22 protein-coding genes and 1 pseudogene are annotated in these 23,646 nt (G+C 44.5%); 9 read left to right on the forward strand and 14 right to left on the reverse strand.

Annotation, left to right across the window (positions count from 1 at the left end; translation table 11 throughout):
- Positions 1 to 71: 71 nt before the first annotated feature.
- The 5 genes and pseudogenes from R7Z41_RS22595 to R7Z41_RS22615 form a co-directional block, all read right to left on the reverse strand.
- Positions 72 to 686: pseudogene (locus R7Z41_RS22595) on the reverse strand (HAD family hydrolase).
- Between the two features lie 142 nt (positions 687 to 828).
- Positions 829 to 1,905: a PQQ-dependent sugar dehydrogenase gene (locus R7Z41_RS22600; RefSeq protein WP_206969221.1), complete on the reverse strand. Its 1,077-nt coding sequence runs from the start codon at positions 1,903 to 1,905 to the stop codon at positions 829 to 831.
- 149 nt (positions 1,906 to 2,054) lie between these two features.
- Positions 2,055 to 3,203 carry an L-threonine dehydrogenase gene (yiaY, locus tag R7Z41_RS22605; RefSeq protein WP_005388247.1) on the reverse strand — a complete coding sequence of 383 codons (1,149 nt, stop codon included), beginning with the start codon at positions 3,201 to 3,203 and terminating at the stop codon, positions 2,055 to 2,057.
- Positions 3,204 to 3,536: 333 nt separating this feature from the next.
- On the reverse strand, positions 3,537 to 4,187 hold the full coding sequence (gene elbB / locus R7Z41_RS22610) for an isoprenoid biosynthesis glyoxalase ElbB (protein WP_017634378.1): 651 nt from the start codon (positions 4,185 to 4,187) through the stop codon (positions 3,537 to 3,539).
- A 12-nt stretch (positions 4,188 to 4,199) separates the two neighbouring features.
- The gene (locus tag R7Z41_RS22615) at positions 4,200 to 4,349 is read right to left on the reverse strand and encodes a hypothetical protein (protein ID WP_017634379.1); all 150 of its coding nucleotides are present in this window, start codon (positions 4,347 to 4,349) and stop codon (positions 4,200 to 4,202) included.
- Between the two features lie 120 nt (positions 4,350 to 4,469).
- Between R7Z41_RS22615 and yddG the strand changes: the two genes are divergently transcribed.
- Entirely contained in the window at positions 4,470 to 5,372 is a 903-nt protein-coding gene (yddG, locus tag R7Z41_RS22620) for an aromatic amino acid DMT transporter YddG (RefSeq protein ID WP_206969227.1), read from the forward strand.
- 151 nt (positions 5,373 to 5,523) lie between these two features.
- Here yddG and R7Z41_RS22625 read toward each other — a convergent pair whose 3' ends face one another.
- Together R7Z41_RS22625 and R7Z41_RS22630 are read right to left on the reverse strand one after the other, a co-directional pair.
- Positions 5,524 to 6,417 (reverse strand): cation diffusion facilitator family transporter, encoded by an 894-nt coding sequence (locus R7Z41_RS22625; RefSeq protein ID WP_053303754.1) that lies wholly within the window; start codon positions 6,415 to 6,417, stop codon positions 5,524 to 5,526.
- A gap of 176 nt (positions 6,418 to 6,593) precedes the next feature.
- Positions 6,594 to 7,472 (reverse strand): LysR family transcriptional regulator, encoded by an 879-nt coding sequence (locus R7Z41_RS22630; protein WP_053307827.1) that lies wholly within the window; start codon positions 7,470 to 7,472, stop codon positions 6,594 to 6,596.
- A 171-nt stretch (positions 7,473 to 7,643) separates the two neighbouring features.
- Here R7Z41_RS22630 and R7Z41_RS22635 point away from each other — a divergent pair, with 171 nt between their 5' ends.
- Positions 7,644 to 8,219: a class I SAM-dependent DNA methyltransferase gene (locus R7Z41_RS22635; protein ID WP_017821100.1), complete on the forward strand. Its 576-nt coding sequence runs from the start codon at positions 7,644 to 7,646 to the stop codon at positions 8,217 to 8,219.
- Positions 8,220 to 8,367: 148 nt separating this feature from the next.
- On the opposite strand, the gene R7Z41_RS22640 is transcribed toward R7Z41_RS22635, so the two are convergent.
- Positions 8,368 to 10,341, reverse strand: coding sequence for an acetoacetate--CoA ligase (locus R7Z41_RS22640; protein WP_206969229.1), 1,974 nt, complete (start codon positions 10,339 to 10,341; stop codon positions 8,368 to 8,370).
- Between the two features lie 222 nt (positions 10,342 to 10,563).
- Between R7Z41_RS22640 and phhA the strand changes: the two genes are divergently transcribed.
- On the forward strand, positions 10,564 to 11,358 hold the full coding sequence (gene phhA, locus R7Z41_RS22645) for a phenylalanine 4-monooxygenase (protein ID WP_005375564.1): 795 nt from the start codon (positions 10,564 to 10,566) through the stop codon (positions 11,356 to 11,358).
- The gene (locus R7Z41_RS22650; protein WP_005375563.1) at positions 11,348 to 11,686 is read left to right on the forward strand and encodes a 4a-hydroxytetrahydrobiopterin dehydratase; all 339 of its coding nucleotides are present in this window, start codon (positions 11,348 to 11,350) and stop codon (positions 11,684 to 11,686) included. The genes phhA and R7Z41_RS22650 overlap by 11 nt, the downstream gene beginning before the upstream one ends.
- Positions 11,687 to 11,756: 70 nt before the next feature.
- On the opposite strand, the gene R7Z41_RS22655 is transcribed toward R7Z41_RS22650, so the two are convergent.
- Positions 11,757 to 13,526: a choice-of-anchor I family protein gene (locus R7Z41_RS22655; protein ID WP_206969231.1), complete on the reverse strand. Its 1,770-nt coding sequence runs from the start codon at positions 13,524 to 13,526 to the stop codon at positions 11,757 to 11,759.
- 199 nt (positions 13,527 to 13,725) lie between these two features.
- On the opposite strand from R7Z41_RS22655, the gene R7Z41_RS22660 reads away from it, so the two are divergent.
- Positions 13,726 to 14,070, forward strand: coding sequence for a HopJ type III effector protein (locus R7Z41_RS22660; protein ID WP_005375560.1), 345 nt, complete (start codon positions 13,726 to 13,728; stop codon positions 14,068 to 14,070).
- A 38-nt stretch (positions 14,071 to 14,108) separates the two neighbouring features.
- Here the strand turns inward: R7Z41_RS22660 and R7Z41_RS22665 are convergent, their stop codons facing one another.
- The gene (locus tag R7Z41_RS22665) at positions 14,109 to 14,417 is read right to left on the reverse strand and encodes a cysteine-rich CWC family protein (protein WP_080276966.1); all 309 of its coding nucleotides are present in this window, start codon (positions 14,415 to 14,417) and stop codon (positions 14,109 to 14,111) included.
- Positions 14,418 to 14,561: 144 nt separating this feature from the next.
- Between R7Z41_RS22665 and R7Z41_RS22670 the strand changes: the two genes are divergently transcribed.
- Positions 14,562 to 14,777, forward strand: a complete 216-nt coding sequence (locus R7Z41_RS22670) for a DUF3820 family protein (RefSeq protein ID WP_005375557.1) — start codon at positions 14,562 to 14,564, stop codon at positions 14,775 to 14,777.
- A gap of 40 nt (positions 14,778 to 14,817) precedes the next feature.
- Positions 14,818 to 15,063, forward strand: coding sequence for a hypothetical protein (locus R7Z41_RS22675; RefSeq protein WP_033906842.1), 246 nt, complete (start codon positions 14,818 to 14,820; stop codon positions 15,061 to 15,063).
- Positions 15,064 to 15,314: 251 nt separating this feature from the next.
- Here R7Z41_RS22675 and yidZ read toward each other — a convergent pair whose 3' ends face one another.
- Both yidZ and R7Z41_RS22685 read right to left on the reverse strand, forming a co-directional pair.
- Complete coding sequence (yidZ, locus tag R7Z41_RS22680) at positions 15,315 to 16,271, reverse strand: HTH-type transcriptional regulator YidZ (protein ID WP_033907131.1); 957 nt, start codon at positions 16,269 to 16,271, stop codon at positions 15,315 to 15,317.
- On the reverse strand, positions 16,246 to 17,451 hold the full coding sequence (locus R7Z41_RS22685; protein WP_053307823.1) for an MFS transporter: 1,206 nt from the start codon (positions 17,449 to 17,451) through the stop codon (positions 16,246 to 16,248). The genes yidZ and R7Z41_RS22685 overlap by 26 nt, the downstream gene beginning before the upstream one ends.
- A gap of 576 nt (positions 17,452 to 18,027) precedes the next feature.
- Here R7Z41_RS22685 and R7Z41_RS22690 point away from each other — a divergent pair.
- Complete coding sequence (locus R7Z41_RS22690; protein WP_053307822.1) at positions 18,028 to 19,278, forward strand: DEAD/DEAH box helicase; 1,251 nt, start codon at positions 18,028 to 18,030, stop codon at positions 19,276 to 19,278.
- 151 nt (positions 19,279 to 19,429) lie between these two features.
- On the opposite strand, the gene R7Z41_RS22695 is transcribed toward R7Z41_RS22690, so the two are convergent.
- Positions 19,430 to 19,846, reverse strand: coding sequence for a VF530 family DNA-binding protein (locus tag R7Z41_RS22695; protein WP_005375544.1), 417 nt, complete (start codon positions 19,844 to 19,846; stop codon positions 19,430 to 19,432).
- Positions 19,847 to 20,264: 418 nt separating this feature from the next.
- On the opposite strand from R7Z41_RS22695, the gene R7Z41_RS22700 reads away from it, so the two are divergent.
- Positions 20,265 to 21,722, forward strand: a complete 1,458-nt coding sequence (locus R7Z41_RS22700; RefSeq protein WP_053303744.1) for a DUF3360 domain-containing protein — start codon at positions 20,265 to 20,267, stop codon at positions 21,720 to 21,722.
- A gap of 131 nt (positions 21,723 to 21,853) precedes the next feature.
- Here the strand turns inward: R7Z41_RS22700 and trpB are convergent, their stop codons facing one another.
- On the reverse strand, positions 21,854 to 23,077 hold the full coding sequence (gene trpB / locus R7Z41_RS22705) for a tryptophan synthase subunit beta (RefSeq protein ID WP_005375643.1): 1,224 nt from the start codon (positions 23,075 to 23,077) through the stop codon (positions 21,854 to 21,856).
- Positions 23,078 to 23,646 lie beyond the last annotated feature (569 nt).

Consider the following 23,646-nt stretch of genomic DNA (forward strand, 5'->3'; position numbering starts at 1 on the left):
TGGCGCTGGACTAAACAAAGGCCCCCTTTTAGGGGGCTCACACAAAGCCACCTTCTTTAGAAGGTGGTAATTTACTTGCGTGGTAAGGACTCGAAACGGCTCAATAAATCACTGAGTTCATTAAGCGCCAACGAGGCTGAATCATTGAAGGTTTCTTGATTACCGTGATGAACAAGGCAAGAGGGCATCTGCGCGTTATACGCGGCCTGTAAGTCGTAAAGGTAATCGCCGACATAAAGCACTTCATCCGGCATCAAACGCCACTATTTTGCCAACACCTGCAGAGACAATGGATCTGGCTTGGGCGGGAAGCATTCACGAGTGATGACACGCTCCACAGAGATTTGGTTGTGTTCTAGTTTGCGCTGCGTGGCGATTTGGCAGTTGCGCGTCACGATAGCGGTTTTGATTTCATTTTGATGCAAGTGGGCGATCAATTCATGGCAGCCAATCATTGGAGCAGACTGCTCAGCATCAGAAATCTCGTAATCAAATATCACGTTATGAGCGTGCTCTCGATGATGAGGATGCTCAAGTGCGTCGACAAAATCCAATAGATCTTCACTCTGCGGACAACCTAGCTGTTGTCTCAATTCGCCGAAGTTCATATCAGAACTCACCAAGGTGTTGTCTAAATCAAACACCACGGCTTTAATTTTATCGAGCTGTAAAGGAAATGGAATCATAATGACCTCGTACAACTTAACCGAACTATCGTTTTAAAAAACAAAAGGTTATTGTTAAGTTTAGATTCTTCTGCATGGATTGTACGAAAATAAATCACTAGTACGTCACAAATCAAATAGTCTTAATGATTTTAGTGTTTGATTACCTTTCCTCAAGACGAAATATTTTGCCGCTGTCGGTAGAAAAATAGATATAGCCATCGGGGCTGATGGTTATATCTCTTACTCGTTCACCAAGATTCTCCATCAATCTTTTTGATTCGGTAAGGTTGCCATTATCAATAGAAACCACGTTGATGTGCGCCAGTTTCAATGCGCCTGCGAGGATTTTCCCGTCCAATTCTGGGTATTTATCACCACGGTACAAAATCATATTACTGGGCGCGATAGAAGGGACGTATACCAGCTTGGGATCTTCCATTCCCGGTAACGACTTAGCTTCCCCAACGTCCAACGGTCCCCAATATTCTTTACCATGAGAGACTTTTGCCCAGCCGTAGTTCGCGCCTTTCTTGATTAGATTAATTTCATCGCCACCGCGTGGTCCATGTTCAATCGACCACAGCTGTTTTGTTGCTTCGTCGTAAAACATACCTTGTGGGTTGCGGTGCCCGTAACTCCATATCTCAGGACGAGCTTGGGAAGGTTTGAATGGGTTGTCTTGCGGAACCGAACCATCAAGGTTAAGGCGCACAATACTGCCAGCATGGGTTTGACTGTCTTGCCCATTATCACGTTCGCCACGGTCACCGATTGAGAAGTAAACTTTGTCGTCAATAAATGAAATTCGACTGCCGTAGTGGCGACCCGTGTCGGTGATGGCATCAGCAACAAAGAGATCGTTCCAACCTACAAGCTGATTGTTTTGCAATTGCGCCGTCGCTAACGCCACCGTATTGCCTTTGCTCGTGCGCTTGCTGTAGGTAAAGAAGAGTTGCGGGTTTTGCGTATCGGCATTCGGTGCGCGCGCGACATCCAATAAGCCGGCTTGTCCACTGGTGTTCACATTGGGGACGTTAAACAGCTTTTGAGGTTTGCCTGTGGTGATATCCAGCAACGAAACCGTACCGTTCTTTTCATTGACAATAACGCGTTGGTTATCTAAAAACTCGATCCCCCAAGGGATCTGAAATCCATTCGCCACCTCGTTCGCGCGGTATTCGGCAGCGTTGGCAGAAAAGGATAAACAAGTGAGTAGGGCTGCAGCAATCGTTCTCATGGTTCCTTCCAATATGAATCGTGTTAATACTTAAAAGCTAACACTAAAAGACTATGTTTGGCAGAGATTCACTTGTATATGAATGTAAAAAATCCCCGATACGAGATCGGGGATTGAATTAAGGCTAGAGAATTGTTTAGTTAGCGAGATTACATCGCTTCTTCGAAGATCTTAGAAATTTCTTCGTGAGTTGCTTGTTTAGGGTTAGTGAAACCACAAGCGTCTTTCAGTGCGTTGTCTGCTAGTGTTGGGATGTCTTCTAGTTTCGCACCAAGCTCTTTAATACCTGCTGGGATACCCACATCTTTCGCTAGAGTAACGATAGCGTCGATTGCTGCCGCTGCACCTTCTTCAGCAGACATGCCTTCTACGTTTACGCCCATTGCTTTTGCTACGTCACGTAGACGCTCAGGACATACTTGCGCGTTGTAACGCTGTACGTGAGGTAGAAGAATCGCGTTACAAACACCGTGTGGAAGGTCGTAGAAACCACCTAGCTGGTGTGCCATTGCGTGTACGTAACCTAGAGAAGCGTTGTTGAACGCCATACCCGCCATGAACTGTGCGTATGCCATTTGTTCACGAGCTTCTAGATCTTCACCGTTTTTCACTGCTGTGCGTAGGTAAGCTTGGATAAGCTCAATCGCTTTGATTGCTACTGCATCAGTGATTGGTGTTGCCGCGATAGATACGTAAGCTTCAATCGCGTGAGTTAGGGCATCCATACCTGTTGCCGCAGTTAGCGAAGCAGGTTTAGCGAGCATTAGCTCTGGATCGTTTACCGAGATAAGCGGTGTTGTGTGCTTATCAACGATAGCCATCTTAATGTGACGCTCTTCGTCAGTGATGATGCAGAAACGCGTCATTTCAGATGCAGTACCCGCCGTCGTGTTGATCGCGATAAGTGGCATCATTGGTTTTGCAGATTGGTCTACGCCTTCGTAATCTGCGATTTTGCCGCCGTTAGAAGCAACAAGCGCGATACCTTTCGCACAGTCGTGTGGTGAACCGCCGCCTAGAGAGATAACGAAGTCACATTCGTTATCAGTAAGAAGTGCTAAGCCGTCGTTAACGTTGCTGATAGTTGGATTTGGTTGAGTGCCATCAAACACAACGGTTGCTACATCGCGCTCAGTGAGAAGGTCTTGAACTTGTTTGACTACACCGATTTGGTTAAGGATCTTATCCGTAACGATCAAACCTTTTTTAAAGCCTTGAGATTGGATGCTGTCTGCTGCGTCTTTCAAACAACCAGCGCCCATTAGGTTTACCGTAGGGATAAAAAATGCACTTGTCATATTGGATAGCTCCGTCGTTATTTTTAATAATCTTTCTTAATTTGCCATTTACTGTCGCACATTCGTTTCCAGATTGAAGTTGATCTAAAGCAAGTTTACCCACTTAGAGGTACTTGCAAGAGAAAAACTGTGACAGTGATCTTGTTGCACTGCGTATAAGTGCAACACTGATATAAAGTAGAACAAATATGAAACTATGGACGCAAACGATTGGCAGAAATTGACTTCTGACGCGGATATATCTCTAAATTCGACTAAAGTATAAAAAATCCCCATTAATAACTTAATTATCAATGGGGATAGGGAAGTGTTTTATAAGCTAACTACTAATAATTAAGCTATTTTAATCAGTTTTGATACTAACTTTTCGATACCTGAAGCCGCTTGAGAGATATTCTCTGCCAACATGTAAGCAGGGGTTGAAAGTACGAGGTGTTTTTCATCAAAAACGATGTCTTCGACAGGGCACGTGGTGTGTTCACCGCCCATTTGATTAAATGCTATTGAGACTGCCTCATCGTTGCCTACCGTTCCTTTCACGCCTTGCTCATAAATCATCGGAATAATGACAGGAGAAATACACAGATAGCCAGCTGGTTTTTTCGCATTAGCAAACGCGCGACAAGCTTGAGCTACGTGTGTGTTAATGGAGCACTCCGCACCCGAAACAGCGAAGTCGGTTAAGTTTTTCGCGGCACCAAACCCACCTGGAAGCAGTAGGGCATCGTATTCATCGACGTTAAGTTTGGCGACATCGTCAATATTTCCGCGTGCAATACGAGCTGATTCGATCAATACGTTACGTGTTTCATCCATTTCGTCACCAGTTAGGTGATTGATGACGTGGAGTTGGTCAATGTTAGGTGCAAAGCAGTGCCAAGTTGCACCTGCCTTCTCGATGGCGTAGAGCGCCAACACTGCTTCGTGGATCTCAGAACCGTCGTAAACGCCTGAACCACTTAAAATGACTGCGACTTTTTTCATGTTTGGATTCCTTTACTCTGAACGTTCCTTAGATTGCTCTTCGCTATCTAGACCATGCGTTTCCGAATGTGTTTTAACGTTTTCACTCTCGTTGTCATCTTCATCATAGTAGCGCACAACAAAGGGTGTAAGCATAACACTAGAGGGCAGAAAATGTTTCATATCGACTCCAACGGCTTAATAGAATGATTTTTATACTGATTTTTATAAAACAGTACGTTGAACCTGATCATTTTTGAGTTAAGCTGACGTTTCCTTTGGCATTCGTGAGTGGTAGGTCACATGAAATCAGTGCAATTTCGTTTCACACTTTATGGTTGTATCGCGATTCTCTCTTGGAGTTGTCTGCTTGGCATCGCGAGGTTGGTTACGGAGAGTTTAGGTCCTGTAGGCGGGGCAGCCATGTTGTACTCTCTTAGCTCTGTTTTCCTTCTTATCGTGGTCGGTATTCCAAAGTTGTCTTACTTTTCTCCCAAGTATCTTGCGCTTGGTGGTGCGATGTTCGTCTGTTATGAAATATTTCTCGCTCTATCTTTGGGATATTCCAACTCGCGCGCGCAGGCAATTGAGGTGTCGATTGTCAATTACCTTTGGCCCGCACTGACGGTTTTATTTGCGGTCCTTGGCAGCAATAAAAAAACAAACTGGTTGCTTTATCCCGCAGTTACGCTGGCGTTTGTTGGGGTTGCTTGGACTGTGAGCGGTGAGAATGGCTTATCCATAACTCAGATCATGTCCAATGTTAGTAGTAACCCTCTGGTGTATTTTATGGCTTTCGCTGGCGCGGTTATATGGGCTCTTTATTGCAACTTAACCCAAAGGCAGCAATCTAAACATAATGCGATTACCCTGTTTTTCATTGCAACTGCTGTTTCGCTTTGGGTCAAATATGCGTTTACGGATGAGCCAACAATGACATTCAGTTGGGAAGCGATGGGGTACTTAGTGGCTTCTGCGGCTTTAATGGCTGGTGGTTATGGTTTATGGAACATCGCGATCGTTGGCGGCAATATGGTTTTTCTCGCCACCTTGTCTTACTTCACACCCATTTTTTCCGCTTTATTTTCTTCCATTATTCTTGGCGTAACTCTGAGCCATAGCTTTTGGCAGGGCGTTGTGATGGTAACGGTGGGCTCGCTGATGTGTTGGTTAGTCACCAAAGAGAAGCGCGAAGCGGCTGGGTAAGTTACCAACGAGATCAGAGAATTTAAGTGAGCAACGAACAGATCTCCCTTGCGAGCTGTATTCGAATACGAAGCAAATAAATCGAAAAAATTAAAAAAGCTCCCGAGATTGGGAGCTTTTTATTGAGTTTTAACGGCTCTTTGGTGGCACTCTAATAAGCGACGTTCAAGTGTAGTTGAAGCTTGAATCTGTGCTTCGACAGTCGCTTGATAAGCTGCTTACGAGTGTGCTCTAGTGTATCAAGCTCCAATGTGTCGTCATCAATATGTACGTCCACATTTACTCGTAGCTCTTGGCCCACCTTCGTTACGCCAGCCAGTTTCAATTGATGCTCAGTTACTTTTTCAATCTCAAGAACATCTTTGCCAACGCTCTGACACAGCTCTTTGCTTGGTGCCATCATTAGCAGTTCACGTAAGGCACCTACTAGCATATCGAACGGTACTTTGAGGAAGTAAAAGCCCATTAAAACCATCATCATGGGGTCGGCATATACCGCATACTCAGAGAATGGCGTTAGTGAAACAGCCCAAGCCGAGATAAATCCTACGGTCACCGCCACACTCAACAAAGTATCCATTTGCCACTGTTTTTTCTCCGCTTCAATCAAGCCTGATGAGAAGCGGCGGCTGCGTTTCGCCATAAACCACCAAGCGTAACCACAGCCGATAACATTCACGATGCCGAATAAGGTCGCAATAGAAGCATCGACCTCGCGACCTCCAGACATCAATGCTGATATCGCAGAGTAGAGAGAGAAGCTTACAACCACTAAAATGACGGCTGCTTTTATCGCAATAACGATTGGTTCTAAGACCGCTTTTCCAAACGGGAATACAGATTTTGAAGGCTTGTTAATATAGTAAGAAGCGGCCAGTGACAATAAAGTTAACAGTAAGCTGACCAAAGAGTAAACACCGTCAAACACGATGACAATTGATCCTACAAGCAAGCCAAGTACCATACCACCAGCAGCGAACCCAGATGCCAAAAGGGCTGAAATGGTTAGAATACGGTTTTCGTTTTTGCTTGTCCTGTCACACATAAAAGATGCCTTTGAATTTTAATACCTTACTATTCTTCGCTCATAAGGTAATTTAGGCAACCACAAAGTGACCAGTAACTAATCTAAAAAATTGCGTTTTTATTTATATTCCTATAAAACAATGGCTTACTGTTATTTTTTGGTGTCAGTAAAATTGACGCTCACTGATAAAATGTTTAGAAGTCAAATAAATACTCGCTCAATTTATCTGCTAACCACGTCATTGCAGGATGCTCAGCATGGCCGTTAGGTGAAAACATACAGTAGTCTTCTTGCGTCAATCCGTATGTGTGTTTGATAACGGCGAGCTTCTGCTGACGAAGGTAATGGCGGATTAATGGTTCTGGAAGCACGCCCCAAGCGTCTTCTTCTAAGATGGTGTTCAGCATGTAGTCAAAACTCGAAAAACCAATATATCGAGTCGAGAAAGGTTGCAGTTCAGGGTTGTCTTTCTCATTTAGGTACACCATTAGTGCTTGCATTTGACTACGTAGATCTTCGTCTGAGACACGGCGCATCTTACTTAGGCGGTGTTCTACACTGCATACTGACATCATACGTATCTTGCCTAACGGGTTGTATACGATACGAGGATCGTCTACTCGCTCATAATCAACGCCGAAAGCAAAATCTACTTGGTGGGTACTGACCAAGTTGGCTAAGTCGCCACTGGATGCCAAGATTAAGTTGAAGGTTGTTGAAGGAAAGCGGTTATTCAATGTATGAGATAATTCTTGCCAGAGATCATCAGGTAAGGAGTCGTCACGTGCTACCCAAACTTCCGCGTTAAACCCTTCCGAGATTTGAGCGCAGGTCTTTCTGACCCGTTGTGCGATGATAAGTAGGTGTTCGCAATCTTTGTAAATGGCTTTCCCAGCTTCAGAGAGGGTGAGCTGGTTGCCAGTTCGGTTAAACAATTCAACGTCGAGATCTTTCTCTAATGCCTTAATCGACATACTGAGTTTGGTGCGATTGCAGTCGAGTTGCCTTGCCGCTTCAGAAACAGAACCACACTCAGCGATGGTGCAGAAGGCTTCTACTTGAGTTAAGTTCATGATTTGACACAACCAATAAATGAATTCAAATAATTTGGGTATTATGCAGATGCGCTCCCAAAGCCATGAAAGATTATCGAAAAAAACGCGAATCCGCCAGATAAGTCTATGGTCTTTTAGCGGTTTTGCGGTAATCTATGTGGGTTACAAAAAGTGAACATGGAGGCCACGATGGCACAAGATTGGGACGGCTTAGCAAAAAACTGGGAATCAAATCCAGCAACAGAGCAATTTGCGCAGTCGGTGTTTGAGCAGTTACAACAGCTAACTCAGCTTGATGGCATTAAAGTACTAGATTTTGGATGCGGAACAGGGCAGTTAAGTCAACGATTGTCACCGATGGTTAAAGACATCGTAGCATTAGACGCATCGGAAGCCATGATTGAGGAACTCGATAAAAAAGAGCTCGTCAACGTAGAACCTGTGGTAGATGCATTATCTCGCGGCTTGGTCGCTCAGCATCCGGCGTTTCGTGGACAGTTCGACTTGGTGGTTGCATCATCAGTTTTAGCGTTTGTGGAAGACTTAGACGCGTCATTAACGATCTCGCATTCTCTACTTAACCACGGCGGCTATTTTGTTCATTTTGATTGGATTGCAGAATGTGAACAAGACGGTTTTACCCTTGCGAAGTCTGAGCGTGCACTGAAAGAAGCAGGCTTTACTGAAGTTGAATCGCAACACGTTTTTGACATTACATCTGATGGTAAAACAATGTCGGTATTAATGGGGCTTGGTCGTCGCTAATACCGCTGAATAAAGAACAAAAAATGACAAAAGCGAGCTAACAAGCTCGCTTTTTTCTTATCTGCTGAGGGTATATGTAACTTCACTTGCTCTAAACAAGCGTCGTGGTGCAGGCAAGGACATACTCGAACAACTTAGTCTTCGGAGGTTATTTTGAGACGACTATCCTGCGTATCTCCTCCAGCACTTCAGGGTTGGCTATTGCGCCTAAATTTTCGACGCTTCGGTTGTTAACGACTTGCTTAACGGCTAACTCGACCAGCTTTCCTGAGCGTGTCTTAGGTATATCGCTTATTGCGTAAATTGCACTAGGTACATGCCTTGGAGAACATGCAGACTTTAGCTGTGCTTTGATGGAAGCGATCATCTCGTCATTGAGCTCTACCCCTTTGACTAATTGGACAAACAGCCATATTTGTTCGTTGCGATCGACTTCTTTTCCTACTGCGATCGAATCTAGAATACCGTCTATACAGTTCACTTGCTGATAGATTTCGGCCGTGCCGATTCTTACGCCACCAGGATTCAACGTGGTATCACTTCGACCATAAAACACGTATCCCCCAACGCGGGTCTGTTCAACATCATCGCCGTGGTGCCAAATATTGTCGAATTTATCCCAATAAGCGCGATGATATCTCTCACCGGTGTCATTCCAAAAGCCAGCAGGGAAGTTGGGTAATGAATTGGCACAAACCAACTCACCGCGCTCTCCCATTACGCTATTACCTTGTGGGTTAAAGACTCGGACATCAACCCCTAACCCTGCTGATTGGCACTCTCCCCGATAAACGGGAGAAATAGGGTTGCCCAATACAAAGCAGCCACAAATGTCTGTTCCGCCAGAAATCGAGGCGAGGTGTACATCTTCTTTAATGTGCTGATAGACATAATCAAACTGTTCTGGATACAGAACAGAGCCCGTTGAGCAAATGGTTTTCAGACTTGGAAATGCATCACTTTTCTGCGGAGAAAAAGATGCTTTTTCCAGCGCCTCTAGGTATTTTGCTGAGGTTCCAAATAGCGTCACTTCGGCTTGTTCTGCGAGGTCCCAGAGCACATTATGAGTGGGGTAAACAGGGCTACCATCAAAAATCACCAAACATGCACCGCTCGCGAGTGAAGAAACGTGCCAGTTCCACATCATCCAGCCGCAGGTTGTGTAGTAAAACACTCGGTCGTTCGGTTGAATATCGCAATGCAGTTGATGCTCTTTCAAGTGATTAAGCACCGTTCCGCCGACGGAATGAACGATGCATTTCGGTTTGCCTGTTGTGCCTGAAGAATAGAGCACAAATAGCGGATCGTTAAAATTCACACGAGTAAAAGTCAGCGCTTCGGGGGTGTATTGATTCAGGACGTTTTGCCAATCTTGGGTGCAGACATCGCATTCAAAAATGTGTGGTTTAAGGTAGCTAATTTGGCAAACTTGTTTAAGACCATCAAGATGATCCGCAATATGCTGGTTTTTCTCAGACATATCGAAAGTTTTGCCATTGAATGTATAGCCATCACAAGTAAACAGGATTTTGGGTTTCACTTGACCAAAGCGCTCCAAAACGCTTTCGATGCCAAAATCAGGTGAGGTGGAAGTCCAGGTCGCCCCTAAACTGGTGGTTGCTAGCATAGCTATCACCGTTTGAGGTAGGTGAGGTAAATAACCAGCGACGACATCACCTTGCTTAATTCCACATTCTTTCAACCATTGCTGCACACTCGAAACTTCTTCGCACAATTGTTTCCAGGTGTAGGTCTGTTTTTCTTCACGTTCATTTTCAAACCAAATCGCGAGATCATCGGGTTGGTGACACGCGTAGGTTAGCAAATTTTCGGCGTAGTTAATTTGCGCGTTTGGGAACCATTTTATATCCCTATTTTCAACAGGTTGCTGCCAGCGACTTTCTGCTCGCTCTTTTATGGTCTCTCCCTGAGTGCCAATGACGTCGCAGAATAGCCAAACTTCCTGCCAAAATTTTTCTACATGATCGAGTGACCATTGATGCAGATCAGCGAAGCTTTCAAGGGTATTTCCTTGTCGATTAATGTGTTCAATAAACTGTGTAATGTTGGCTTCTTCGATACGACTTTCGCTCGGGTGCCATACTTTGCTGCTCTCGCGCATAGGTCCCTCTATAACAAAGTGATAACAGGGTTTAGTTTGAGAGGAATACACGATAAAGTCAAACAAGCCAGAGATTATATCGTGTCATAAAAATCATGCAGTTACGATGTGTTGTAAACAATATGTTACATTGGGGTGGTGCTGAGAAAATCGCACAGGGATTGGAAGCTCTTAAGACTACAGATAGGCTTAATGTAAAGGATTTGTTAATGGAGATGAGCCATGACGCAGTATCGTTCTAAACCTGTAAACCAGGAAGGCAGGGTTGAATGGAGCCGTGAAGAAGACGCCATTTGGCGAGATTTGGTAACACGACAAATGGGTGTGATCCAAAACAGAGCTTGTGAGGCTTATTTACACGGTTTGACGCTGCTTGATTTACCTCAAGACCGCGTTCCTCAGTTACCAGAAATTAATCGTGTCTTGATGGAGACAACAGGTTGGCAAGTGGAGCCCGTTCCCGCGCTTATTGATTTCGACCGGTTTTTTAATCTACTCGGTAATAAGCGCTTTCCAGTCGCCACATTCTTGCGTACAAGAGATGAGTTCGATTACTTACAGGAGCCAGATTTCTTCCACGAAATATTTGGTCATTGCGCGATGTTAACCAACCCAGACTTTGCTGCATTTACCGAGCATTATGGTCAACTAGGGCAAGCCGCTACCCCAAAACAAAGAGCCTATCTCGCTCGCCTCTACTGGTTTACCGTAGAGTTTGGCTTGGTGAAAGAAGGGGACAAAACCAAAATTTACGGTGGTGGTATTCTCTCATCTCCTGGCGAAACCCTCTACGCATTAGAGAGTGATGCAGCAATTCGCGACCCATTTGAATTACAAACAGTGCTGAGAACGCCTTATCGTATCGACATCATGCAACCGAAGTATTACGTGATTGATGACTTTTCTCAGCTCTTTAAAATCAGTCAGTTAAATTTATTGAAACAAGCCGATCTAGCGATTGAAGCTGGACTGCTTCCTCCACTTTTTGAACCAAAGGAACCTGCTCATGTTGAATGAACAAAAATGCGAAGCTTGTAGTATCGATGCCATTGCACTAAGCAAAGAAGAACAACAATCTCTGCTGCTGCAATTGTCTGATTGGCAGATCATTGAAAGAGAAGACATACCTCAACTAGAAAAGGTGTATAAATTTAAGAACTTCAAACAAGCATGGGCTTTCAGTAACAAAATCGCGGAACTGGCAGAAGATGAGTTCCACCATCCTTCTATTTTGTTGGAGTGGGGTAAGGTTACCGTAACGTGGTGGAGTCACTCTATCAAAGGTCTGCATAAAAACGATTTTATCTGCGCATCAAAGTGTGACGCGCTAGCATCGGCAGAGTAGGACATTACCTCATACAAAAAACGCCCGGCTTACGTCGGGCGTTTTGGTTCTAAATGACTTTTACATTACTTTATAGATTGATTCGGAAGACGGATGTCGTGCCCGATACCTCATTGCCAACGACGATAAAATGACCACCGTTACGGGTAAAGTAATTAATGGACTCTGGACCTAAATCGCCTGCTTTTGGATTGTATGTGTCGTTCATGCATTCGCCATCTTCGACTTCTGTACATACTGGCTGATTGTAATCACGGCGGTTTACGTAATGCATAAACTGCGCTTGTTTCGGGTCTGTGATGTCATAAATCATGATACCGCCTTGACGCTCCAAGCCGATAAACGTGTAATGACGACCGTTAATTTGTGCTACTTCAATCGCCTCTGGCTCAATACCTTTATCATCACTTCGGTCATCCCCACTACTATTGTTATCGTTGGTGCTGTTGAAGTTCTTGCCTTCATTCAGCAGCGCGATAGTCGCGAAATCGTCACCACTATCGAAGACCAACTTGCCGTTTTCATCCCAAATCGAGAATGAACGCGCGCCAAATGATTGAACATTCTCTTGTGCAGAAAGCGTTTGTTCCGGCTTAATCACTTTTAAACGCGCGAGTTGTTTGTTGTCTTTTAGTGCCTCTGCCAATGGGTGTTCTGCTGCCACTTTCAGCTTCTTACCGCGCACTTCATCAATATGGCTTAAACAGGTTCCTTGCTCAGATGTATATTCATCTGTACCGAGGTAATCGTCTTCATCCCACATAAAGCCAGCTTTGTCGCACAGTTCTTGAGTGGTTTTGAATCCGTACTCACGCCCGTCGCCTTCATTTGCCGATACGATGTAAGTACTCCCATTCACTGAGTAGCTGTCGATGGTGTCAGGCATAAATAAGCCAACCAGTTGTGGGTAGCTTTTCAAGTTCCCAATGATTTTGTCTTTGTTGGATGCATCGAGTTTAGCGCCCGACCAAGACTTCTCACCTAAGCCAACAATTTTTTCTACCGATTTGCTCTCTGGATTGACGATTGCCATGGCGTTATTTTCTTGTAGCGCGACATAGATTTTACCGTTATCTGCAAAAGTGAGGTATTCAGGCTCTAGATCTTGTGCGACGGTGGCGTTTGGCCCCGAAATACGCACATTCATTGGGAGCTCTGCTTTTCGTGAACCATCAAATTCGTTAAAGCCAATTTGTGTCACTTCTGCTTGAGTAACACCAAGGCTCAGATCGATCAAAGTGATACTACCTTCAGGGTCAATGCTGTAATCGCTGTTTGGTTCTCCTTCATTAGCGGTTGCGATGTATCGGCCATCTTTTGAGAAGCCAACCATGTCTGGCAATGCGCCTGTTGGGAAAGTCGTGACTAATGACAAATCGCCGGAGCGGTACAAGCCAACAATACCATTCGCTTGTTTATTACTGTTTTCAATCGCAACTGCTACCAAACCATTGAATACAGCGACACTGTTTGCTGCGCCAATTTCAATGCCCGCTGCTTCGCCAGCGCTGTTGAGATCAATGAATGCGCTTTGCGTTGGTACGCCGTTGTCATCCATAGACATTACATCGATACGTTTTGCTTGAGCATTCACCACATAGAGCTTATCTGTACAGGCGTCATAACTCACGATTTCAGCTGCCGATGTGTCGAATGGAGCATCAGCAACGGATGTTCCGATAAACGTTAAACCTTGAATTGACGTTTCCCCAGTAACGGGTGCAGTGGTAGGTTTGCATTGTGTAGCGAATGAAGCCACGGTATCTTCGGGTTGTGATGAACACGCGATGGCAAGTGATGACAATGCGAGTACACCGATTGCCTTTAAAGGGGTGATCATGATATCTCCTTATCAATCCGATAGGTTGTCAATCAGCATGGGTTTTATGCTGCTGTCCATTTCCGCAACTGGAATGATAGAGCGCTGAATGACGTGTGATTTGGTAAGGCTCTGAATATATGTATGATTGATGACTCTTATATTGGCTTTTTATGAAACTAATGTGTCATCAATATGATGAGGTAGGGATAGAGGAATAATGGAATTAAAATCGTTTTTAGATTTATTGGCAGCGTCACCAGAGCAGGTCGAATTTGAAGCAACGATGGCGGTGATCGAAGATAACTATACGTTTGAGCCAACCGCTTTTGTAAATGGTGAGACACAAAACAATGCAGGCGAGAACAACGGTTCGTGTAAGATCTTCGCTTTCGGTTTGCTAAACAACCTAGACAAAGAAGCGACGCTAGCCTGCTTTGGCCGTTTTTATCGTGAAGATGTATTGCAGCATCCAGAGAACAGCGATCACCAGAATATTCGTAATTTTATGGTGACAGGGTGGGAAGGCATTAAGTTTGAAGCGTCCGCTTTAACCGCTAAATAAACACCAGTCAGAAAACGATGATCAGTAAGCCAGTCGTATTACGCGACTGGCTTTTTTTCTAGACATTTTCGGCACAAACACAGCTGGTTGGCGCTTGGCTTGGGTAAATCACGGGTTTCAATAGTAAAGCACCAGCATGTCTCTTTGCCTGCGGCGATATCACAATGGGCTTGAGTCCCGCATTCAGGACAACTGTGTGTTGAATCTTCTCCTGCGATTTGTTCGATAATCGCATCTCGTTGGAGATCGGTTTTGTCTTTCCATTGGATGATTTCATCCATCGTTCGGTGACAACCAGAGCATATTCCGGCGTTATTTTTACATGCTGCTCGACAAGGTGACTTCATTGCTTTCTCGTTCTCATTTTTTATGCCGCGTACTCTAGCATAAAGCGAGTCAAGGCCGCCAAAAATAAACGTGACTGCGATTTGCTGGTGAGGAGGGAGAACCAGTGTTACCCTTGGGCGAGTTACCTTAACTCTCTGTCACTTATGTTAGAAAAAGAAAACCTCATTAAACTCGCTAGAATGCAAATGCCATTTGGGAAATATGCAGGGCGAGTGTTAATCGACCTGCCTGAAGAATACTTACTGTGGTTTGATAAAAAGGGCTGGCCAAGCGGCGAGCTAGGGGATTTGCTCAAGCTATGTTTAGCGCTCAAAATTGAAGGCTTAGATAGTGTCGTGAAGCCTTTGAAGCGTATGTAACTAGCCACAGAAACTCCCACTCTTAATGAAAAGACTTATTATGAATTTTGATATCGATGCACTGAAACATCACCAATTGGTCGAAGATGGTAAACTAGAGGGATGCTACATTCATCAGCCAGCTCAAGGTAGCCAACACAATGACAAAGCTGTTTTGGCAGAGCGCCAAGCGTTGGAAAAGTTGGGATATAAGGTAATACAGCTTAAAGCTAAAGGCGGGACAACAACGTTTGCCGAGGCGATGCAAAAGCTTGCGAAGGAAACTGGTCACCTGCCTAAGGAGTAAGTGAGTGTAACCTGCCACAGCCTTACAAGTTCTCCCACCAGACTATTTTTTCATTCAAAAGAGCCAGACCGTTAGGCTGACTCTTTTTTGTCCCCAAATGAGCTGAAATCAATTTCGAAGTGGATAATAGAGTCCAAGATTTTCAAGTATTTAATCTAATAGAAGGCAAGATCACACTCCTACGCTTATTGACAACATAAAGGGGGAGAATGTCTATTCCTTTACTTTAAATGTACTTAAACATTAACTGTTCAACTTGTGCCATACAGGCTCTTTATCGTCTCCCTCAACCACACGATTTTAGGGTTCTGGTTATTGCGCTTGTGCCAAATCATAGTAAATGGAATCAGTAGCTTGTGCTGATAATCTTCAGCAACGGGGATAGGCAACGCTATTAAGTTGGGGTGAAGCTGTTCGCAGTATCGCTGACAATATTTTGGTGCTGTGGTTAACATTTGATGGTCGGGCTTTTCTGCAACAAATAAAGCTTGCTCGAAACTCGCCATCGTTAGGCTAACGTTTCGAGTGTGTCCCTGCTCAGCCAAGATCTCATCTAACACCCAACTGTCATTTTTCTCCCATGCTACATTGATATGGGCATAGCTTAAGAAAGTATCCAAATTCCACTCTTGCTTGAGCGCAGGATGATCTTTGCGGACATACACCATAGGTAAATCTGAGAACAACACTTCGAAGTTAATGAAATACGGTAGCAGTTCTAACGACTCTTTGGAGCGAGGATGGCTTTCGCGGCCAGTAAAACCAATATCCACTTCACCGCTAGTGATGGCATCTAATGAGTCCTCATCCCAGTTATGGTACTTTACCGTTGAGTCTGGGTAAAAGTCATGGATTCGTTTGGTCAGTTCGTCGACCATGATGAGTGACAATGGCGACTCTACTCCAAGATGAAATTTAACTCCGCTTGGAACATCATCACCTCTGAGTGAAACAATCTGGTTACCGATCTGCATCCAGTCTGACAAAAGCACTTGCACGTTTGTCGCGAGATTTGTTGGTTTTAGGCCTTGCGGCGTATTCACAAAAAGCGGGTCATCAAACCAAGCGCGTAGTTTGCCTAGAGACTTACTCACGGTTGAGGGAGTTACATTAAGTTTTTTCGCCGTTTTAGTAACACTCTGCTCTTGCAGTAGCAATTGCAGAGTGAGCAGTAAATTAAGATCAAGTCGGGCAAGAGATTTCTTCATGAGGCTCACTAACGTTATGATTTGGAAATAATAATATTACGGAGAGTCCAATAACGCCACTAGCAACCAACGCTATCATTAACATCATCACGGCCGACACACCTAGCGTCGCCATCAACCAAATGTAAAGTGCAGACCAAGAAACCTGACCTATGCCAAGCATAGAGCTTGCAAGTCCAGCTTTGCGTGAGAACTGGCTTAACGCTTGGCTCATCGCCACACCAAACCCCATTGGAAAACTCATGCTGAGCAGAGTGAATCCTACCATATAAAGTGTCGGACTATCGCTATTCAAGTGAGCCGCGAGAATAACGATAGCCGACAGAAAATTGGTCATTTGTGCAGCGAACATCAATGTGGTTTGTTTGAAGCAAGAAAGAGCAAATGGAACTGAAAACGATGTCGTCATACCTACCATCGCGAGTAGTGCCATCGTTGTTGAATATTCGCCTCGAGTAAAACCAATTGAATCCATTATTATCATTGGTGACGTATTTACATAAGAGAGAATAGCTGTGACGCCTAAAGATGTATAAATAACGCGCGATATGAAAAAGCGGTTAGATAGTGATTCGTTCGAAGCTTCACTCACCTTTAAAGTTGTGCGCTTGGTTTTAGGCAAGGTTTCTTTCAAGACAAAGCAAGCAATTAAACCTATCACAACACCCATTATCGCCATGGCAGTGAATAACACGGGCCACGGAAACTTGATCATAATCAGATTGCCGATCACGGGGGCAAGTACTGGAATAGAGCAGATAATTCCATTAAGCATCGATAGAACCTTAGCTCGCTCTGGGTCCCCTAGAGTGTCACGCAAAATGGCAAAGGCCACTACATAGCAACATGCGGCACCTACGCCTTGGAAAAAGCGCATTATTAGGAAGCTATTACTGGTCTCAGCAGAGCCCGCGAACATTGATGCAAGGGTAAAAATCACTGCACCGCAAATGGCAACAGGTTTGCGTCCTAAACAATCAGCAGTTCGCCCAACAAAAACCATAGTCGATGCTAGACCAGCGAGGTAAATAGAAAAAGCAATATGAAGTTGTGATTCGCTGGCAGACAGGTCATGGGCGATTTGTGGTAAAGCAACCAAGTAGAGATCTATTGCCGTAGGATAAAGCAACACAAAGGCGAAGCTACATATCAGATATCGGGATAAATTAATTTTTTCCATTACTACCTCGTGAAGGAATTGGGCTTACGAGGATGATATGCAACATTACTCATCTTGGCGCGTTACCTTTCTGACAACAGGTATTTCCATATACGACATCAGTAACGATTGTGGCTATAGCAGTCAAATTTGCCCTAAGAAGAACCGTGGTATTGGGAGAAAGTAATCTATACAACCGAGTCCACTACATTAGTTAAATAGACAACGATGGACATTAGTGACCTGGAGTTTTCTCAAGCTATATTAAGCTCTCAAAACCACAGGGCTTAAATAGTGTGGTTAAGCCTTTGATTCGGATGTGGCCTGCCTTTGTAATCTCTTTCCCCAAAATACAATGTGTTTTGTTTTACAGGAGTCAGAATGCCTGGCTCCTTTTCCCTTTGCTTATCGCGAACGCTACCATCTTGGTCGTAGAGTATTGGTTACCGAAACCATTAACTCATGTTAGTGAAAGGAAATTCCTGAACCCTATAGTGCTTCTTTCACCAATCTTCTGTTTGGGCCATTATCTCTAACATCCAGACGCGAAATAGCATAAGATACACGGCCTTTACTAGCACTGAGCCACTCATCGTAATGACAGATAAAACACAGCAAGCGACATTTGCCGATCTTGGCCTGATTCCAACCTTAGTCGAGCGACTAGAAGCGTTAGAATACAGCCAACCGACACCCATTCAATCCCGTGCTATTCCTGATATCCTTGAAGGGAAAGATATTATTGGTGGTGCCAATACGGGTTCTGGTAAAACCGCTGCTTTTTCGCTGCCAATCCTGCAAAAAATTGTTCAGCAAGACGGATCAAACAATCGCCGTGGTAACTTCGTTTCTCACCTGATTTTAGTTCCAACTCGTGAGTTGGCATCACAGGTGGCATACAACGTCAAATCTTACTCGTACCATCTTAGAGATAAGATCAAAACGGTTGCCGTATTTGGTGGTGTATCGGTGAACCCACAAATGCTAGCGCTTCGCGGTGGCTGTGACATTATCGTAGCTACGCCGGGTCGATTACTTGATCTGGTATCCAGTAACGCGATTAAGTTGAGCCAAGTAGAAACGCTCGTCCTTGACGAAGCCGACCGAATGTTGAGCCTCGGATTTACCGAAGAACTGAATAAGATTCTTGCGTTACTACCAGAGAAGAAACAGACGCTGTTATTTTCTGCTACTTTCCCTGATAAAGTCACGACGCTGGCTCAGCAGTTGCTCCGCGACCCTGTTGAAGTTCAGTTGCAGAGCGCAGAAGCCAGCACTTTGGTGCAGCGCGTGTTTAGTGTAAATAAAGGTGAGAAGACGGCGGTACTCGCGCACTTAATCAAACAGCATCAGTGGCGACAGACTTTGATTTTTGTGAACGCTAAGAATGCCTGTAACCATTTAGCTCAAAAGTTGTCAAAACGCGGTATTACCGCTGAAGTTTTCCATGGTGATAAAGGGCAGGGCGCTCGTACTCGTGTCCTTGACGGTTTTAAGTCTGGCGAGATTCAAGTTCTTATTGCCACTGATATCGCAGCACGCGGCCTTGATATTGAAAAACTTCCAGTGGTGATTAACTTCGATCTTCCGCGTAGCCCTGCTGATTATATGCATCGAATCGGTCGTAGTGGTCGTGCTGGTGAAGTAGGTTTAGGATTATCTCTTATCGATTACGACGACTACCACCATTTCAAAGTGATAGAAAAGAAAAATAAGTTCCAACTTGAACGCGAGCAGGTAGTCGGTTTTGAAGTGGAAGACGATCAGAGTGAAGCCTACTTTTTACCAATGAAGCCGCGAGCGAAGCCGGCAGGTACGGGTAAAAAGAAGAAAAAGCGTAATCAATAGAAAACGTAAACTACATGTGAGTTTACTTACGGGAGTTGTTAGAGAAAAGGAATGCTCACTAGCTTGAGTCTTCGCTTCTAGCCATTCCTTTAAAGAACAATAGAGCCCTGCTGGAGCTACCAGTAGGGCTCTATTGCTTTTCAAGATAGTGTTATTGGCGACGAGCAGGGCGTCCGCGAGGTGAACGCTTTTTAAATGCAGACGCTGCTTTGGCTTGTGACTTAAGAATAGAGTCAACGGTTAGCGGCATTGGCTCTTTAGGTTCAAGGCCATGAGGGAAGGTACGAGCTCTTGGTGGTAAGTTGTATTCTTCTTCGCTCGCGCGTGGCATGCGCTTAAAGCGATAAAGGTAAAAGTTTTCTAATTTTTCTCTCGCCCATTCGGTTTTCTTTAAATACTTCACGCTACTTGCAATCGAAGGCTTAGTGTTAAAGCAATTAAAACGCATTGCTGTATCTAGAATGTCCCAGCCGTAAAAATCCACTAACTCTTGCAACATAGTCTCTAGCTTTAATCCGTGCAGTGGATTGTTCTGTTGCAGCTCGATTCTCTCTTCGTCAGTCATCATTTTTAAGGGCCTTACTCATTAAAGGGCGGAGTTTAACAAAGTATACAATGTAGAGATATCTATAGTTACTTTGCGATGGATGCGAGCACAGTGCTCTCTACCTTGAAAGTATAAATCGGAATTGGCCGCTCTACTTGGCTCTCTGCTCAAAAATGACTCTTAAAAGTTCAAGCGTCCCAGCTCGATGTTAAATTATTGTGTAATAAGTGAGATTTTTGTTGTTCTTTTACTAATGTCTAATATTCCTACCCATAGCAACACATGCTTAATAAGCTCAAAATCAAAATTGGTTCATGCCGCTTTCTTAGTATGGCCTAGAAGTTTGATGTGGGTGTTGTCTCGTATTGGTCGAAGGCCTGTCTACCAAGCGAAACTCTAGTTGACGTAGTTCAACGTTGAAACATAAAAGGATGACTCAATGTCTGACAAAAGTAAGACTTTTTACAGGGATGTGCGCAAAAAACCGCATGAATTTGAAAGCCGAGAAGACTTTCTAAATCATGATTTAACCGTCATGAGTTTCCGTCGCTGGGGAATTCATTTGCCTTCACGTGATTACAGTATTGAAATCGAAGACTGGGTACCGGCATTAGCAGCAACCATTGGTAAAGTGGTTATGGTCACTGCCATGGTTTCCGCTTTTGCTGCTCAGTTTGGTTTATCTCCGGAATTCATTGCAGAAAACGTGCGTTACGAATTACTTATCGCTGGAGCCCTGTTCGTCATACTGTTTTCTGCCATCCTAAACCCGAATGCAAACTTAGCGGGAACCCATGGCCCAATGATACCGCTGATTCCTATGATTGCAGCTGCAGGAGGGCACCCTCTCGCGCTAGGTTTGATGGTGTGTGTTTTTGGGTTAATTCTCGCCTTAACCAAAGGTGGCTCTAAACTCATGACTCTTACTGGTATCGGGGTTCGAGGAGGGTTGTTGATCTACCTTGGTGCCGTTGGGTTGCTCGGGCAAATTAATAAGACGGAAGCGTGGGCTGCAAGTACGGACCAAGGTTACATTTCGTTTGTGGTCATAGGCCTAACCGTTATGGTTTACGCTTACTTAGCCAAGATCAATAAACGTTGGCTCGCTATCCCATTGTGCTCTGCACTCGCGGGTATTGTTGCTTATTTGATGGGCGCTGAGTTTGCTTTTACCACAGAACCGGGCCTACCTAATTTCAGTCCATTCTACTGGTGGGGGGAAGATACAGGCTGGCAGCTAGGCTGGCCAACCCTAGAGCACTTTATTGCCGTGACTCCATTTGCTCTACTGGCAGTCGCTATGTGGTCCCCTGATTATCTCGGCCATCGTGTGTTTCAAGAACTTAACTACCCAAAAGAAGCGAAAGGTGTACTCATGGATGTCGACGACACGATGGTCGGAGCATCTGTTCGTCAGGGGGTTGGTTCACTCTTAGGGGGCGGAAACCTAGCTTCTTCTTGGGGAACGTACATGATTCCTGCCGCAATTGCCAAGCGTCCTATTCCAGGTGGCGCTCTGTTGACGGGTTTCATGTGTATTGCGGCGGCGGTAATTGGCTACCCAATGGATCTAGCAATGTGGGAACCTGTTCTGCGCGTTGCTTTGATTGTGGGTGTATTCTTACCACTCCTTGAAGCGGGTATGCAGATGATCCATAAGCATAAAGATTCACTCAGTGCAGGTATCTGTATTTTTGCCTGTGCATTCGTTAATCCAGTCTTCGGTTGGGCAATCACGATGCTGTTGGATAACCTCGGGCTTATCGGCGACCATGAGCGTGCTAACGAACTATCGCGCAAAGATAAATATCTGATTCCTGGCACTGCGTTTATCGTATGTGCAGGCTCCCTTGCTATTGTTGGTCAGCTTCCAGGCATTCCAGCTCTTATCGGTTAATCGAATTATGCTCTAAAGGTATAGTGAGAGCAGTGAGTAAAGGGACTTGCTTCTTAAAATAGTAGACAAAAACAAAAAGCTACCTAGTACCAGGTAGCTTTTTGCATGTAGGGTTAGGCTACGGAGTTAGGCTATATGAGTGATTCAATGCCGTATTTTGCGCCGTAGTGTTCAACGACAAAATCAATGTCTTTGTCACCACGGCCTGATAAGTTGATCAAAATCGAGCCGGTTTCTCCTTGCTGTGCGAGTTTAATTGCGTAAGCGACAGCGTGTGAGGATTCAATAGCAGGGATTATTCCCTCTTCACGAGACAGCTCAAAGAAGGCATCAATCGCTTCGTCATCACTGATTGAGCCGTAATTGACACGGCCAATGTCTTTTAAGTAACTATGCTGAGGTCCAACCGATGGGTAATCCAAGCCACTTGCTACAGAGTACACTTCCTGAGGTTCGCCTTGCGCATCTTTAAGCATGTAAGACTTAAATCCGTGCATGATACCTGGCTCACCGAGTGTGAGTGTTGCAGCATGCTCGCCAACCTTTTGCAAAGAGCGGCCCGCAGGTTCAACGCCGTGAATGGCGACTTGTTCATCCTCTAAGAAAGCAGTAAATAGCCCCATCGCGTTAGAACCACCTCCAACGCATGCGACGAGATTATTGGGTAACTTGCCGGTCATTTCTTTGAATTGAACTCGTGCTTCGTTACCGATAATTGATTGGAAATCTCTCACCATTTTAGGGAATGGGTGAGGGCCAACGACAGAGCCTATCGCATAAAGTTGTGTATCAGGATCTTTCAGATAAGCTTCGAATGCAGAATCTACCGCTTCTTTGAGGGTTTTGCGCCCATGAGTGGCAGGAATGACATTAGCACCAAGGATTCTCATGCGGACGACATTCGGATGTTCTTTGGCGATATCAACTTCACCCATGTAAATATCGCATTTCAAGCCAACCAATGCCGCGGCTGTAGCAAGCGCAACACCGTGTTGCCCTGCGCCAGTTTCTGCAATTAGTTTCTTCTTACCCATCTTTTTAGCGAGAATGGCTTCCCCTAAGCAGTGGTTAATTTTATGTGCGCCTGTATGGTTTAAGTCTTCGCGCTTTAGGTAGATGTCTGCTCCGTATTTTTTAGACAAGTTTTCCGCATGGAAGATTGGGCTAGGTCGTCCAACAAAGTGCTTATACAGGCGAGCGAGTTCCGCTTTAAATTCAGGATCTTTGCTGCATTCCTCATAAGCTGCGTTGATGTCATGCATGATTTGTTCAAGCTCAGGTGGAACAAAACTACCACCGTATTCACCAAAGTATCCTTCTTCGTTGGGCATAGTGAGATCAAACGAGTTTTTCATTATTTACATCCTAGTTAGCGAAAGTATTGATACTTTTATACCCAAAATTTAGAAGTGGTTGTGTGATCAGTTGCTTAAATCAGAGTTCGCGATCTAGTGCACTAGTTAAAAAGTACAGCTTGTGTAGGGGATAATAGTTGTGATGTAGAATCAGGTGGTTTGAATAGGTGCAAAAAAGCCTCGAGAGATCCTAGGCTGTCATAAGAACCTCTCGAGGCAAACAGAGTGCTGGAAATACACTCTGCGATGGTGTCTGGAAACAAAAATTAGATTCGTTTCCTTTGTCAGATATTAGGGTTTTAGAATGAGTCGATGTCAGCGAAATGTCACAAGTTAATTGCGGTATTAAAAGCTTATTTTTTATTTTTGATTAATGGATTAGAAAGTAACCTAAAACAGACTAACCTACCGTGTGTTCTGCATCTTTTAAATTGAACATGATCTTTCTTTGTTTCGAATCGACGTTTTTAACCAATACGTGCACTTTAGTCCGGCTTTGTTGCGTAATTCGATGGAACTAAATCAAGAAACTACGATCTGAGCGGCTACGCCTATCAATCGTCGTAGCC

It is taken from the genome of Vibrio sp. 1457 (assembly GCF_033340195.1).
Classification (GTDB): Bacteria; Pseudomonadota; Gammaproteobacteria; order Enterobacterales; family Vibrionaceae; genus Vibrio; species Vibrio alginolyticus.